The sequence below is a fragment of the Streptomyces sp. NPDC059852 genome (assembly GCF_042731455.1).
In the GTDB taxonomy this organism is placed as follows: Bacteria; Actinomycetota; Actinomycetes; order Streptomycetales; family Streptomycetaceae; genus Streptomyces.
On sequence record NZ_JBHWJK010000002.1, the window covers coordinates 129,235 to 143,123 of the forward strand.

At 72.3% G+C, this 13,889-nt stretch carries 12 protein-coding genes; 5 read left to right on the forward strand and 7 right to left on the reverse strand.

The window, feature by feature from the left end; translation table 11 throughout:
- Position 1: 1 nt before the first annotated feature.
- Together ACFV46_RS02900 and ACFV46_RS02905 are read right to left on the reverse strand one after the other, a co-directional pair.
- A complete protein-coding gene (locus tag ACFV46_RS02900) occupies positions 2-508 on the reverse strand; it encodes a DoxX family protein (RefSeq protein WP_385496823.1) in 507 nt (168 codons plus the stop codon).
- A 153-nt stretch (positions 509-661) separates the two neighbouring features.
- A complete protein-coding gene (locus tag ACFV46_RS02905) occupies positions 662-1,942 on the reverse strand; it encodes a hypothetical protein (protein WP_385496824.1) in 1,281 nt (426 codons plus the stop codon).
- A 224-nt stretch (positions 1,943-2,166) separates the two neighbouring features.
- On the opposite strand from ACFV46_RS02905, the gene ACFV46_RS02910 reads away from it, so the two are divergent.
- The gene (locus tag ACFV46_RS02910) at positions 2,167-3,045 is read left to right on the forward strand and encodes a DUF4429 domain-containing protein (RefSeq protein WP_385496825.1); all 879 of its coding nucleotides are present in this window, start codon (positions 2,167-2,169) and stop codon (positions 3,043-3,045) included.
- A gap of 19 nt (positions 3,046-3,064) precedes the next feature.
- On the opposite strand, the gene ACFV46_RS02915 is transcribed toward ACFV46_RS02910, so the two are convergent.
- Entirely contained in the window at positions 3,065-3,871 is an 807-nt protein-coding gene (locus ACFV46_RS02915) for a class II aldolase/adducin family protein (RefSeq protein WP_361925754.1), read from the reverse strand.
- Between the two features lie 169 nt (positions 3,872-4,040).
- Here ACFV46_RS02915 and ACFV46_RS02920 point away from each other — a divergent pair, with 169 nt between their 5' ends.
- Entirely contained in the window at positions 4,041-4,667 is a 627-nt protein-coding gene (locus ACFV46_RS02920) for a hypothetical protein (protein WP_385496826.1), read from the forward strand.
- Between the two features lie 98 nt (positions 4,668-4,765).
- Positions 4,766-5,239, forward strand: coding sequence for a pyridoxamine 5'-phosphate oxidase family protein (locus tag ACFV46_RS02925; RefSeq protein WP_385496827.1), 474 nt, complete (start codon positions 4,766-4,768; stop codon positions 5,237-5,239).
- A gap of 6 nt (positions 5,240-5,245) precedes the next feature.
- Here the strand turns inward: ACFV46_RS02925 and guaA are convergent, their stop codons facing one another.
- Positions 5,246-6,823, reverse strand: a complete 1,578-nt coding sequence (guaA, locus tag ACFV46_RS02930; protein WP_385496828.1) for a glutamine-hydrolyzing GMP synthase — start codon at positions 6,821-6,823, stop codon at positions 5,246-5,248.
- Between the two features lie 316 nt (positions 6,824-7,139).
- Between guaA and ACFV46_RS02935 the strand changes: the two genes are divergently transcribed.
- Complete coding sequence (locus tag ACFV46_RS02935; protein WP_151785449.1) at positions 7,140-7,436, forward strand: chorismate mutase; 297 nt, start codon at positions 7,140-7,142, stop codon at positions 7,434-7,436.
- A 445-nt stretch (positions 7,437-7,881) separates the two neighbouring features.
- On the opposite strand, the gene ACFV46_RS02940 is transcribed toward ACFV46_RS02935, so the two are convergent.
- Positions 7,882-9,054: a hypothetical protein gene (locus ACFV46_RS02940; RefSeq protein ID WP_385496830.1), complete on the reverse strand. Its 1,173-nt coding sequence runs from the start codon at positions 9,052-9,054 to the stop codon at positions 7,882-7,884.
- 239 nt (positions 9,055-9,293) lie between these two features.
- Here ACFV46_RS02940 and ACFV46_RS02945 point away from each other — a divergent pair, with 239 nt between their 5' ends.
- Positions 9,294-10,307 carry an LPXTG cell wall anchor domain-containing protein gene (locus tag ACFV46_RS02945; protein WP_361925744.1) on the forward strand — a complete coding sequence of 338 codons (1,014 nt, stop codon included), beginning with the start codon at positions 9,294-9,296 and terminating at the stop codon, positions 10,305-10,307.
- 72 nt (positions 10,308-10,379) lie between these two features.
- Here the strand turns inward: ACFV46_RS02945 and ACFV46_RS02950 are convergent, their stop codons facing one another.
- Together ACFV46_RS02950 and ACFV46_RS02955 are read right to left on the reverse strand one after the other, a co-directional pair.
- Entirely contained in the window at positions 10,380-12,188 is a 1,809-nt protein-coding gene (locus tag ACFV46_RS02950; RefSeq protein WP_361925742.1) for a GMC family oxidoreductase, read from the reverse strand.
- 61 nt (positions 12,189-12,249) lie between these two features.
- Positions 12,250-13,863, reverse strand: coding sequence for a succinic semialdehyde dehydrogenase (locus ACFV46_RS02955; RefSeq protein WP_385496831.1), 1,614 nt, complete (start codon positions 13,861-13,863; stop codon positions 12,250-12,252).
- Between the last annotated feature and the right edge of the window lie 26 nt (positions 13,864-13,889).

The following is a 13,889-nucleotide window of genomic DNA, read 5'->3' on the forward strand; positions in this document are numbered from 1 at the left end:
GTCACCGCAGTTCCAGGCGCTCCCGTCGGCGTGCGCGGAGGAGGGCGTCGAGGGAGAACACCGGCGCGCCCGCCAGCACGAGCGGCAGCCAGGCCATCAGATAGACCAGGTCGTTGCCGTAGTAGTAGGGGTCGGAGGCCCAGCTGACCGTGAGCCACAGGCTCAGCGAGATGAGCGCGCCGCCCAGGGCCGCCAGCCGGGAGAGGAGTCCGACGAGGGTGCCGATGCCGACGGCCAGTTCACCGAGGGCGATGGCGTACCCGAAGGCCACCGGGGCGTCGAGGGCCATGTCCACCATGGCCGGGATCGCCGCCGAGTCCCGTACGGCGCGCATCATGTCCCCGATGGACCCGGCCCCGGAGTCCTTCAGGAAGGCGCTGTCCGTCAGCTTGTCCAGTCCGGCGTAGACGAAGGTGACGCCGAGGAAGATCCGGAGCGGAAGCAGTGCGTAGCGGGTGGCCGTCTCCCGCCATCCGCCGGAGGTACCCGTGTGCATCCCGTGCGTCATCACCCGTAGCCGCCTCTCGCCCGCCGTGATCCCTCGCCCGACCATACGGAGGGAACTGCCGCAGCGCTCAGCCGCGCGGCACCCCGGCATTCTCCGCCGCATCCAGTCCAAACTTCAATCACTGAACACGGCCAAGTGGCCGGACGGCACCGATCAGTCGGTGACGTCGACGGCGTAGCGGTTGGTCTCCACGCCGGCGGCGGTCACCACCTGCACCTCGACGCGGCCCGGCTCCACGTCGGCGGGTACCGGGACCGTGAGCACGGTGTCGGTCGGGTTGCTGAACCCGCCGCTCACCGGGACCAGCGGCACATGCACATGCACCGCCCCGATGCGCACGACCATCCGCGCCAGCCGGTCGGCACGCTGCGCGCCCGGCGGCACGAACCCGGCTCCCCGGATCTCGATGTCGTCGCCGGTGCGGATCGGGGCGTCGAGGTCTCCGGCCTCCCGCGCCCGCACCACGGAGAGGATCACCGGGCGGCCTCCTTCGGCGTACTTCCCGGCCAGATAGGTCGCCGCCGAGATCAGCACGACGACCGCGAGACCCCAGGGCAGGTCGGGCAGCTGGTCCGGCCGCCGCCCCAGCCGTACCGCGGCGAACAGCAGGGCCACGGCGCCGATGACGACGTACTGGATGTCGGCGAACGTCCCCCGCCCCGAGTCGTCCGTCAGCAGGTCCGCGGCCCGGGGCCGGTCCGCGGGCACCTTCTGGAGCCGCTGCCCGAGGACCCGGACCCCGACGACCCGCCGCACCAGCACCGCGATCGCGCACACCACGGCGAGCACGGTCACCACCCCGGCGCCACGCCGCAGTTCCAGCCCCTCGATCAGCGCGTCGCGCTCCGCGTGGCCCGAGGCGGCGGCGAGCCGCCCGGCCAGGACGAGCACGGCGTACGCCACGAAGAGGACCCAGGCCCCGGCGACGGCACGCGAGGTGGACAGCCGGTTGTCCTCGCCGATGACCGGCGCCAGGGCCCCGCCGCGCGCCCGGTGGAACCAGGACGCCGCGGTGAGCGCCGCCGCCGTCACGACCGCCGCGAGCAGCCCGGCCGTACGGGCTGCCGTCCAGCCCGCGCCGATCGCCGTGAGCGCCTGGGCCATGAGCAACGCCACGACCAGTCCCCAGACGGCGCAGACGGTACGCCACCACAGGCGCCCCAGCCAGGCCGCGCCCTCGGCCCGGCCGCGTTCGGCGACCTGTTCCGCGGACTGCGTCAGCTCCTCGGACACCCACTGACGGGAGGCCGAGGCCGAGTGGGCCACGGCCGCCGGGAGTCCCTGTCCGGCGGCGAACTCGTCCCGCCTCGCCAGGAATTCGGCCACCGCCCGCCGGTGTCCCGCACGCGCCCCGTGCGGGCAGTCCCCGCACGCGCAGCCGCCCCCGTGCGGGCGCTCCACCGCGCCGCTCCGCCCAGCCTCCTGCACCGCCACGCCCGACGCCCGCCTTCCCGACGACCTGATGCCCCGCCCGCCCTGCGGCGCCACGGGGGTGTCCCGGGAGAGCCGCGCCGCCCGCGCCCGGCGCGCAACTCCCGTCCGATGACGACGAATTGTGCCGTACTCGACCCCCCACCCGCCCACCGCCCACCCGGCAGGCCCGGTCGGGACGGGTGAGTGCGGTCCCGGCGTGTTGACCCGACTGCGAGAATTCCCTTATGGCCGAGATCATCCAGCGTGACGGGACCTGGGCCTTCGACGGCACGACCGTCCGGATCACGCCGGGCCTCCACCGTTCCGTGCCGCTGTTCCGGCGGGCGTACGGCGAGATCGCCGTGCCCCTGGAAGCCGTCGCGGGCGTCGCGTTCGAACCGGACCGCAGGCGGGGCCGGCTGCGGATGCGGCTGCGCGAGGGCGCCGATCCGCTGCTGCAGGCGACCGGAGGGAGGCTGCCGGAGGCGTCGGACCCGTACCGGCTGACGGTGGACACCGACCGGGCGGGGGTGGCCGCGTACCTGGCCGAGGAGATCCGCAGCGCGCTGCTGCTGGACCGGGTCCCGAGGGAGCCGGTCGGGGCCTATCTGCTGCCGGGCCCCGCGGTGCCGGTGTCCGTGCGGTCGTCGGACGGCACGGTCTCGTTCGACGGCGGCCGGGTGCGCATCGACTGGTCGGACACGTCCGAGCGGGTCAAACGGGCGGCGGGCCCGCGCGTCATCGACGTCGACGACCTGGTGCGGGTCGAGTGGGTGCCCCACTCCGGTTCCGGGGACGGCTGCCTGCGGTTCGTGACCCGGGAGACGGTGTTCTCCGCCCTGCCGCCGCAGAAGGACCCGTACGCCCTCGACCTGTGGGGCAGCGCCCGCCGCGATCTGCTCACCGCGCTGGTGGCCACCGCGGTCACGACACGCCTCCCGCATCCGTCCACGCGGCCGGGCACCGCTCCCGGCGGCCGGGCCCTGCCCGCGGTCCCGGCGCCGCCCGGCCATCACGACGTCCTGCTGCGCCGGCTGCGCGAGTTGGGCGACCTGCATCGCGAGGGCGTGCTCACGGACGAGGAGTTCGCCCGGACGAAGGCGGCGGTGCTGCGCGGGTTCTGACCGCCCGGGCCGGGACCGGTCAGCTCAGCAGATCGGGCTGGCCGCGGGTGATGTCCTGCCACATCGGCTGGTAGTTGATCCAGGCCACCAGGTCGCCGCCGAGCTGTTCGCGGGTGGCGACCGCCATCCGGTGGTCGATCAGGACCGGTCGGCCCGCGGCCCGGGCCGTCAGCTGCACCTGGCAGGACCGCTCCATGGACAGGAACCACCAGGCGGCCGCGTCCACCGAGTCGCCGACGGTGAGCAGGCCGTGGTTGCGCAGGACGAGGGCCTTGTGGGAGCCGAGGGCGGCGGCGATCCGGCGCCCCTCCGCCGCGTCGACGGCGACGCCGCTGTAGGCGTCGTAGAGCGCGTGGTCCTCGTAGAAGGCGCAGCTCTCCTGGGTGATCGGGTCCAGCAGCTCGCCCAGCGCCGCCAGGGCCCGGCCGTGGACGGAGTGGCAGTGGGCGACGGCGACGACGTCGGGGCGGGCGGCGTGGACCTGGGAGTGCACGGTGAAGGCGGCCTGGTTGACGTGGTAGCGGCCCTCGACGACCTGGCCGTCGGAGTTGGCGAGGACGAGGTCGCTGACGGTGACATGGCCGAAGGGCATCCCGAACGGGTTGACCCAGAAGCAGTCCGTGAATTCGGGGTCGCGTGCGGTGATGTGCCCGGAGACACCGTCCTCGAAGCCCATCCTCCCGAAGATCCGCAGCGCCCCGGCGAGCCGTTCCTTGCGGTGCCGGCGCTCGTCCTCCACCGACTCGTGCATCGGCGGCATGGCGAAACGCAGCTGATCGGTGGGCAGCGGCGGGGGCGGAGTGGGCCCGGCGGGCGTCCCGTGCATGTGTCCTCCGGCACTGTGGGGTCGTACGGGGCGGAAGTTACCGTCGGTCAGCGCGGGGACAACAGGGCCGCGAGGTAACGATGCCGTGCACAACCCTTTCGTGACGTCGGAGGTCTGTGCTCCGGAACGACCCACCCACCGATTGATTTCAGTCACACCGGAGTCCCCGATGAGCACCGCCGAACGTCATCTCAGGTACCTCATGCGCCTGATCGCCGACCAGGACGACGTCGAACTGGTCGCACCCGCCTCGGACCGCAAGAGCGTCGGCTCGCTGGTCTACGTCGCCGAGTGCTTCGGCTTCCGCTACAGCGGGGTCCGGCTGGTGGGCCGGTACAAGAACCTGCACGTACGGCTCGTCCGCTCCACGGACCCGGCGGACCGGCAGCGTGCCGCGGCCAACCTGGCCGCGTTCCCCGCGGTCGGCCAGGGCGGGAACGTGCCGGGCATGTACCAGGCGTCGCTCACCCCGGTCCCCGAGGCGCAGGCGGACGTGGCCCTGCTCGACGACCTCGTCATGTACGACGCGCTGGTGCAGGCCGGCAACCGCAGGCAGCTGCTGGCGATGGCCTGGGCCTCGGGCGGTGTCCTGCTGCTGCTCGCGCTGGCGACCGGCGCGTACGCCGTGCTGCTTCCGCTGGCCGTGCTGATGCCGGCGATGCTGGTCGCCTCCCTGCGGATCAACGCCGCGCGCCGGGCGAAGATCGCCGTGCGGCTGACGGCGGCGGGCTGCGTCCAGGTCCCGGACGACGCCGGCCGGGACCGCTACGTGCGCCCGGTCCCCCAGGCCGGCTGACCGCACCCGGCGGCCGGCTCCGCGAACCGGATGACATCCCTCGCCCGTCCGGCGAAACCGGACAGAGGATGTCGGATATCGCCGTCAGACTCGGCGGCATGACAGCGAATTGGTCCGCCTTCGTCACCGCCGAGCCCGACTTCGCCCGGGTCGTCGAGGAGCGCTTCGGCGCGTTCACCCACCACGTCCTGGCCACCCTGCGCCGGGACGGCTCCCCGCGCACCTCGGGCCTGGAGGTGCGCTTCCTGGACGGCGAGCTGTGGCTCGGCATGATGCCGGACTCGCTCAAGGCCCTCGACCTGCGCCGGGACCCGCGCTTCGCGCTCCAGGCGAACCCCGGGGAAGGGCAGAGCATGGGCGGCGGAGACGTACGGATCGCGGGGCGCGCGCTCGAGGTCGAGGACCCGGCGCGCAGGGCCGCGTACGCGGAAGAGGTGGAACCGCCGGAGCCGTTCCACCTCTTCCGTACCGAGCTGACGGAGGTCGTGCGGACCTACGTGGAGGACGAGAAGTACCTCGTCGTCCGGATCTGGAAGCCCGGCGAGCCCGTGCGCACGGTCAAGCGCACCTAGGGAGCGTCACTCCCACTCGATGGTGCCCGGCGGCTTCGAGGTGACGTCGAGGACGACGCGGTTGACGTCCTTGACCTCGTTGGTGATGCGCGTGGAGATCTTCGCGAGGACGTCGTACGGCAGCCGCGACCAGTCGGCGGTCATGGCGTCCTCGGAGGACACCGGGCGCAGCACGATCGGGTGGCCGTAGGTACGGCCGTCGCCCTGGACGCCGACGCTGCGGACGTCCGCGAGCAGGACCACGGGGCACTGCCAGATCTCGCGGTCGAGGCCGGCCGCGGTCAGCTCCTCGCGGGCGATGGCGTCGGCCTCGCGCAGCAGGTCCAGGCGCTCCTTGGTGACCTCGCCGACGATGCGGATGCCGAGGCCGGGGCCCGGGAAGGGCTGGCGCTGGACGATCTCCTCCGGCAGGCCGAGCTCCTGGCCGACCATGCGGACCTCGTCCTTGAACAGCTGGCGCAGCGGCTCGACCAGTTGGAATTCGATGTCGTCCGGGAGCCCGCCCACGTTGTGGTGGGACTTGATGTTGGCGGTGCCGGTGCCGCCACCGGACTCGACGATGTCCGGGTAGAGCGTGCCCTGCACGAGGAACGCGACCTCGGGGCCGTCCTCCTGCATGATCTCCAGCTGCGCCTGCTCGAAGACGCGGATGAACTCGCGGCCGATGATCTTCCGCTTCTCCTCGGGGTCGGAGACCCCGGCGAGCGCCTTCAGGAACCGCTCCTCGGCGTCCACGACCTTCAGCTGCACGCCGGTCGCGGCGACGAAGTCCTTCTCGACCTGCTCGGTCTCGCCCTTGCGCATCAGGCCGTGGTCGACGTAGACGCAGGTCAGCTGGGAGCCGATGGCCTTCTGGACCAGCGCGGCCGCCACGGCGGAGTCGACGCCGCCGGACAGCCCGCAGATGGCGCGCTTGTCGCCGACCTGCTCGCGGATCGCGGCCACCTGCTCGTCGATGACGTTGCCGGTGGTCCAGTCGGGCTTCAGCCCGGCGCCCCGGTACAGGAAGTGCTCCAGCACCTGCTGGCCGTGCGTGGAGTGCATGACCTCGGGGTGGTACTGGACGCCGTAGAGCTTCTTCTCGTCGTTCTCGAAGGCGGCGACCGGGACGACGCCGGTGGAGGCCGTCACCGCGAAGCCCTCGGGGGCGGCGGAGCAGGCGTCGCCGTGCGACATCCACACGTGCTGCTCGGCCGGGGTGCCCTCGAACAGGGTGGAGGACGGCTTCGAGACCTGCAGGTCGGTACGGCCGTACTCGCGGGCACCGGTGTTGTCCACGGTGCCGCCGAGGACCTGCGCCATCAGCTGGAAGCCGTAGCACATACCGAAGACCGGCACACCGGCCTCGAACAGCTCGCGGTCGAGGCGGGGGGCACCCTCCTCGTACACCGACGAGGGGCCGCCGGAGAGGATGATCGCCGCCGGGTTCCTGGCGAGCATCTCGGCGACCGGCATGGTGCTCGGCACGATCTCGCTGTAGACCCGGGCCTCGCGGACACGACGGGCGATGAGCTGGGCGTACTGCGCGCCGAAGTCGACGACCAGGACGGTGTCGGGGGCGGCGGCGGGGTTCGCTGATGACACGGGTTGCCTTCCGGCGGTGAGCGAGGTGTGTGTGGGGCCGAGTCTACCGGGCGTCGCGCGGCCGCCCCGGGGCCGAAGCCCGTCTCACGATGCGAACCGGCTTGGACACCCTCGGCGAGCGCGGCATACTGGCGGCATGCTCACGCACCTGACCTTCCTGTTTACCTATGGCATCCGGCCCGCCGGCTGCCATGGTCGTGCTGCTTGAGCAACTGACAAGCGACTTCCCAGGCGCCCCGGGCCGACAAGGCCCGGGGCGTCTGCCGTTTCCGGGTCCTGCCGCTCCGGGGCACCTCCCACCGACGAGGAGCCCCCGATGACCGCCACGCACGTGACCCCCACCGAGGTGACCGGCGCCCGCACCCCCGAGGCCGCGGACGTGATCACCGGTGCCCGTGAACGCATCGACGCCCTGGACGACCGGATCATCGGGCTCATCCAGGAACGCATGGCCGTGTCGGCCGTCATCCAGGAGGCCCGGATCACGTCCGGCGGCCGACGGGTGAACCTGTCCCGCGAGATGGAGATCCTCGGCCACTACAGCGAGGCGCTGGGCAAGCCGGGGACGGCCCTCGCGATGACGCTGCTCGAACTGTGTCGCGGTCGCATCTGAGTTCGGCTCCCCTCTCACCCGGTCGGAGCGTGACGCCGCCCGGACCGCTTCGTTGGTACCGATGTCCGTGCCAGCCAGGGGCGGGCCCGAATGAACCACGCGTGGCTCGCCGGAGCGTTGTGGCGTACGGATCGCCGTACGCCGTGGGACCTCGCTCCGGGTAAGTGACCGGACGGCAGGGGACAGCAGCCCGGTCACCCAAGAGAACGGTCGGCTCCGGGGACGCCCGGGGCCGGCCGGCGGAAACACCGACGGAGTACGGGGCGGGCCCCAGCGGTTGCCGCGCCCCGGCCCGTCCCGCACGATGCGAGAGACCCTTTCGGCGGCGCACTCCCCCGGCGCCGCTCCCCCAGGCACCGGCGCGCCCTGACGCTGGTGCTGACCACAGAAGGGCCCCGCGGCCCCGCACCGCGGGGCCCTTCTCATGCCCACGGCCGCCGGGGCGTCAGGTGCGGCTGACGACCCCGCACTCCTCGCGGCGGTCCTCGGGGATGCCCTTGCTGCGGTCGTACGGGTCGGTCGTCGGGCCGGTGGGGGCTTCGCCGACGGGCGGCTCCGAGTCGAACTGCGGGTGCAGATAGCCGTCGTAGAGGTCGCAGGCCGAGTTGCCGATCTCCTGGTCGTAGCGCACGACGGCGATCTTCCCCGGGGTGACCTGGTACCGGGTGGGATCGGAGACCTCGACGTCGAGGACCCGCCGGACGATGGTGCGGGCCACCTCGTCGGAGCCCTCGCGGACCAGCGGGTAGACGAAGGTGTAGTCGGCGTGCACGCGGACGGAGGCGTGCTCGCCCTTCTCGAACGTCATGCGTCCGCGCGTCTTCACGACGTCCCCGGCGAGCCGTACCTCGTCGGGGTCGAAGCGGCTGAACATCCGGAGCGGGTCGTGCTTCTCGTCCGGCGTGCGCAGCGCGGTGGTCAGCAGGTCGACCAGTTCCCTCTGGCGTGGCTCGATGACGCCGAGCGCGGTCTCGGGGCGCTCGCCGCGCAGGGTGGCCGGGTCGAGGTTGGCATCGACGAGGAGCCTGCGGGTCTGGCGCAGTGCCTGCTCCACCTGGGCCTTGGACAGGTCGCCGACCGGGGTGGCCTCCGGCGTGGTGATGCCGGCCTCGCCGTCCGCCCAGCGTGCGGCGGGCGATCCGGCGAAGGGCCGGGCCAGGGTCGGGGTGTCCGGGTCGGCCGCGGCGGGTGGGGCCGTCGGCGCGGCGGTCTCGGCGGGCAGCGGCGAGGGGGCGGCGGTGTCCTGGACCGGGGAGGCGGCGGTGCCGAAGGGGTCGCCGGGGATCAGGGAGGGCCGTACGGCGACGACGGCCACGGCGACGGCGAGCGGCACCCCGAGGAACGCCCACATCCGGCGGCGCCGGGTGGCGGTCCCGTTCATCTCCTGCCAGGCGGGGCCGGTGCGCCACCCGGGAGGCAGCTCACCGCGGGCGTCCTGCCGGCGCAACCGCTCGGTGACCATCCGGGCCCGCGCGGACGGCTCCTTCGGGGCGGAGGAGGGGTCGCGCTCGGCGTCCTGGACGAACTTCTGCCACTCCTCGTCCGAGATGGACGGCGTGGAGGGCTGGGCCTCGTCATCGGATGCGGAGGGGGTCCCGTCGGACGGTCTGCCGGCCATGGCGGTGTGAACGCTTTCTCTCGAACTCCGGTACGGCCGCTGAGAGTACGGCAGGGAAACGGTCCATGATCCAGCACATGTGACCCAGGCCACATAAATATTCTGTCAGTTCGGGCACAACCATTCCCGGCCCTGGATGATCAAAGTCTGCGAACCAAGGGCCACACCCGCGCCCCACACGCGGAGGCCTCCCGATACCCGTGCCGCGTCCGGCGGCACAACGGACTTTCGAGGTCTTCATGAAGCTTCGCCGTGCCCTGGCCGCCGCAGCGACGACGGCGGTCATAGCACCGATCGCCCTGCTGTCCGCGCCGGCCGCGTTCGCCACGGACGAGACCACCACCCCGGCCACCTCGGAGACCACGCCGGCCGCCGGCGACACGACGCCTCCGGCCGACACCGAGACGACGACGCCCGCGGACGACGAGACGACCGCGCCGGCGCCCACCGACGAGGAGACCGACGAGACGTCTCCCGACCCCGACGACAGCACCTCGGCTCCGGCGCCGAGCACCTCGGCCACCGACTCCGCCAGCCCGTCGCCGAGCACCTCCACTCCCGAGGAGACGGAGGAGCCCGACCCCGAGGAGTCCGTCTGTGAGGACACCAAGGTCGACGTCAGCATCTCGGGCCTGCCGGGCAAGATCAGCGCGGGCAGCGGATGGCACAAGTTCTCGCTGAGCGTGCTCAACACCTCGGACTCCACGCTCGAGGACCTCGACTTCTTCGCCGGGGCGTCGTCCGACGCGGACGGCATGGACCTGTTCAAGAGCAAGCAGGTCGAGATCCAGGCCTGGGACCCGGAGGACGAGGTCTGGGTGACCCTCGACGAGGACGGCTACGCCGTCGGCTACGTCGGTTACACCGATGTGCTCGAGCCCGACTACGTGGTCGACATCCCGATGCGGGTCAACGTGAAGTCCAGCGCCCCCGCGGGTGCCGGCTTCACGCTCGGCGCCACCATCTACGGTGACGCCGACGGCGACTGCGTCGGCTTCGGCGACGTCGCCTACAAGTACCAGATCGTGGCCGCCGGCACGGACACGGACGGCACCGAGCCGCAGGAAGGCGGCAAGGCCCCCGTCACGGACGAGAAGCCGGGCAGCGACACCCCGCAGGTCACCGGCAGCCTCGCCGAGACCGGGTCCAGCTCTCAGCTGCCCGTCATCGGCACGGTCGGCGGTGTCGCGATCCTCGCCGGTGCCGGCGTGATGTTCGCGATGAAGCGTCGTCGGAGCGGTGCCGAGGCCTGAGCCTCGACCGTCTGACGCATCACACGGAAGGACCTGCGCTCGGAGGGGGGCGCAGGTCCTTCGGTGTCTCCGCTACTTCTTCGGCGGCATCGCCGGCATCCCGAGGAACGGCAGCTTCAGCGCGCCGAACGCCTCCGCCGGCACCACCGGCGCCTTGGGCTCGACGGGCTTCAGCCGCTCGTACGCCGCTCCCTGTGCGGGACGCGGGTCCGCCTCGCCCTTGTTGGGCCAGAAGGACATGGCCCGCTCGGCCTGCGCGGTGATCGTCAGTGACGGGTTGACGCCCAGGTTGGCGGAGACCGCAGCCCCGTCGACGACCGAGATCCCGGGGTGCCCGTACAGCCGGTGGTACGGGTCGATCACACCGGTCTGCGGGGAGTCGCCGATCGGGCAGCCGCCGAGGAAGTGCGCGGTGAGCGGGGTGCCCATCAGCTCGCCGACGTTGGAGCCGGGGAAGCCGTTGATGTCGGCGGCGATGACGGAGGCGGCCTCGGAAGCGGCCTTGATCTGCTTGGGGTTGGGCGCGCCGTGGCCCTGTCGCGCGGTCAGCAGCCCCTTGCCGACGCCGTCCGGCTTCAGGTACGTCGTCAGCGAGTTGTCCAGCGACTGCATCACGAGGCCGATGATGGTCCGCTCCGACCAGCGCCGGTTGGACAGCGAGCGCAGCACCAGCAGCGGGTGCCGGGCCGCGTTGGCCAGCCAGGCGCCGACGCGGGACCTGCCGTCGGCGTAGGGGACCTGGAGGATGGACAGGCCGCCCATCGAGTTGGAGCCCTTGCCGTAGCGGACCGGTTCGATGTGGGTGTTCTCGTCCGGGTGGATGGACGAGGTGATGGCGACACCGCGGGTGAAGTCGACCTTCGGGGCGCCCGTCAGCCTGCGGTAGCGCCGGCTGTCGGTCTGCGCGCCCACCAGCGCCTCGGAGTTGGTGCGGGTCAGCTCGCCCAGCCTGGACGAGAGGTGCGGCAGCTGACCGCCCGCCTTCATGCGGTGCAGCAGGGTCTGGGTGCCGTAGGTGCCGGCCGCGATGACCACGCGGCGGGCCTTGAACAGCCGCCCCTCGCCCTTCTTCCGCCGGTCGGTCGGCACGGTGGCGATCGCGTAGCCGCCCTGGGAGTCGTCGGTGACGGAGACGACCGTGGTCAGCGGGTGCACGACCGCGCCCGCCTTCTCGGCCAGGTACAGATAGTTCTCGTTGAGGGTGTTCTTCGCACCGTGCCGGCAGCCCGTCATGCACTCGCCGCACTCCGTGCAGGCCCGCCGGGACGGCCCCGCGCCGCCGAAGTACGGGTCGGACACCTCCTCGCCGGGCCGGGCCTTCGCCGTGCCCTCGGCGTCCTTGCCGTCGCCGAAGAAGACGCCGACCGGCGCCATGTGGAAGGTGTCGCCGACGCCCATCTTCTCGGCGGCCGCCTTGAGGTGCACGTCGGAGGGGGTCATCGTCGGGTTCAGCCGGACGCCGAGCATGCGCTGGGCCTGGTCGTAGTACGGCTTCAGCTCCTGCTCCCAGTCCGTGATGTCACGCCACTGGGGGTCCTCGAAGAACGGCTTGGGCGGGACGTACAGCGTGTTGGCGTAGTTGAGGGAGCCGCCGCCGACACCCGCGCCCGCAAGGACCATGACGTTGCCGAGCAGATGGATGCGCTGGATGCCGTACAGGCCGAGCTTGGGGGCCCAGAGGTAGTTCTTCAGGTCCCAGGAGTTCCTCGGCAGGGTCTGACGGGTCCAGCGGCGGCCGGCCTCGAGGACGCCGACGCGGTAGCCCTTCTCGGTCAGGCGCAGCGCCGTGACCGAGCCGCCGAACCCCGAGCCGACGACGATGACGTCGTAGTCGTACCCGGAACCGTCGTCCTGCGCGGGGGCGGAGTTCTCCTGTGACACGTGCTCTCCTCGTCGAAAGCGGTGGTGCGGTGGCCTCGGACAGCGAGGCCCGGGCAACGGTCTAGCGGAAACGGAACGCCTTCATCACCCGCAGGCTCCGGCTCATGAACTGCGCGTACGTCTCGTCGTCCATGCCCAGCGAGGGCGCCATCGGCAGCAGCCGCTGGTGGGCGACCGTCTGGGCCTCCGTGTACTTGAGGATGCCCTCGGAGCCGTGGCGGCGGCCGAGGCCGGAGTCCTTCATGCCGCCCATCGGCGACTGGACGCTGCCGTAGGCGGGGGCGTAGCCCTCGTTGACGTTCACGGTGCCGGTGCGCAGCCGTGCCGCGACCGCCCGGCCCCGGCGGCCGTCCTTCGTCCACACCGAGGCGTTGAGCCCGTACGGCGTGGAGTTGGCCCGCTCGATCGCCTCGTCGTCGGTGGAGAAGCGGTAGATGGAGACGACCGGGCCGAACGTCTCCTCGGTGCAGACGGCCATGGGGGCCTCGACGCCGTCGAGGATGGTCGGCTCGAAGAAGTACGGGCCGATGTCGGGGCGGGCCACACCACCGGCGACGACCTTCGCGCCCTTGGCGACGGCCTCCTCCACGTGCCGGGTCACCGTCTCCAGCTGGCGCTCGCCGACCAGGGAACCCATGTCGGCGCCGTAGGCGAGGGACCTGCCGAGGCGCATCGCCTTGGTGCGGGCGGCGAAGCGCTCCAGGAAGGCGTCGGCGAGGGACTCGTGGACGTACAGCCGCTCGATGGAGATGCAGAGCTGGCCGGCGGAGGAGAAGCAGGCGCGGACGGCGCCCGCGGCGGCCTTCTCGATGTCGGCGTCGTCCAGGACCAGCATGGCGTTCTTGCCGCCGAGTTCGAGCGAGACGCCGACCAGACGGGCGGCGGCGCTCTGCGCGACCTCGCGGCCGGTGCGGGTGGAGCCGGTGAAGGAGACGTAGTCGGCGTGCTTGACGACCTCCGGGCCCACGACCGGGCCCTCGCCGAGCACGACCTGGAAGACGTCGGCGGGCAGACCGGCCTCGATCAGCAGGTCCCGTGCCCACAGCGCGGTCAGGCAGGTCTCGGTGTCCGGCTTCATGACGACCGCGTTGCCGGCGACGAACGCGGGGAGCGCGTCGCCGACGGACAGCTCCAGCGGGTAGTTCCAGGGGGCGATCTGGCCCACGACCCCGCGTGCGTGCCGCAGTTCGGTGACGCGAGTGAGCGTGGGGATGGCGCCCGTGTGCCGCTTAGGCTTGAGGTAGGCGGGGGCCTTGCGGCCGTAGTGGCGGGCCGCGACGGCGACGGCCTGCACCTCCTCGTGCGCGTGCAGCCGGGCCTTGCCGGTCTCCAGCTGGATGAGGTCCAGCACCTCCGCCTGCCGCTCCAGCACCAGGTCGTGGAAGCGCAGCAGCACGTCGGCACGCCGGCGCACCGGGACCTGCTCCCAGACGGCCTGCGCCGCGCGCGCCGTCTCGAACGCCTCGCGGACGTCCTCGGGCGTCGACTCGGGCAGGTCGGCCAGCTTCTCGCCGGTGAACGGCGTGTGGTTGGCGGTACGGCCGGACCCGGCCACGCCCTTGGTGAGCTGGGCGACCAGCTCGGGCGTGACCACGTCGGCCGCGGTACGGGCGCCCTGCGGGGCGGGGGCGAGGGGGTTCGTGCCGGTCTGGGCCGGGGCCTGCGCGTCCGTCATGAGGCGCAGGGTATGCCGCGCCGGGG

Excerpts from the sequence above, each read along its gene's own strand:
- ACFV46_RS02900 (WP_385496823.1), bottom strand. The coding sequence starts at position 508 with ATGACGCACGGGATGCACACGGGTACCTCCGGCGGATGGCGGGAGACG.
- ACFV46_RS02935 (WP_151785449.1), top strand. The coding sequence starts at position 7,140 with ATGACCGCCACGCACGTGACCCCCACCGAGGTGACCGGCGCCCGCACC.
- ACFV46_RS02920 (WP_385496826.1), top strand. The coding sequence starts at position 4,041 with ATGAGCACCGCCGAACGTCATCTCAGGTACCTCATGCGCCTGATCGCC.
- ACFV46_RS02915 (WP_361925754.1), bottom strand. The coding sequence starts at position 3,871 with ATGCACGGGACGCCCGCCGGGCCCACTCCGCCCCCGCCGCTGCCCACC.
- ACFV46_RS02940 (WP_385496830.1), bottom strand. The coding sequence starts at position 9,054 with ATGGCCGGCAGACCGTCCGACGGGACCCCCTCCGCATCCGATGACGAG.
- ACFV46_RS02925 (WP_385496827.1), top strand. The coding sequence starts at position 4,766 with ATGACAGCGAATTGGTCCGCCTTCGTCACCGCCGAGCCCGACTTCGCC.
- ACFV46_RS02945 (WP_361925744.1), top strand. The coding sequence starts at position 9,294 with ATGAAGCTTCGCCGTGCCCTGGCCGCCGCAGCGACGACGGCGGTCATA.
- ACFV46_RS02955 (WP_385496831.1), bottom strand. The coding sequence starts at position 13,863 with ATGACGGACGCGCAGGCCCCGGCCCAGACCGGCACGAACCCCCTCGCC.
- ACFV46_RS02910 (WP_385496825.1), top strand. The coding sequence starts at position 2,167 with ATGGCCGAGATCATCCAGCGTGACGGGACCTGGGCCTTCGACGGCACG.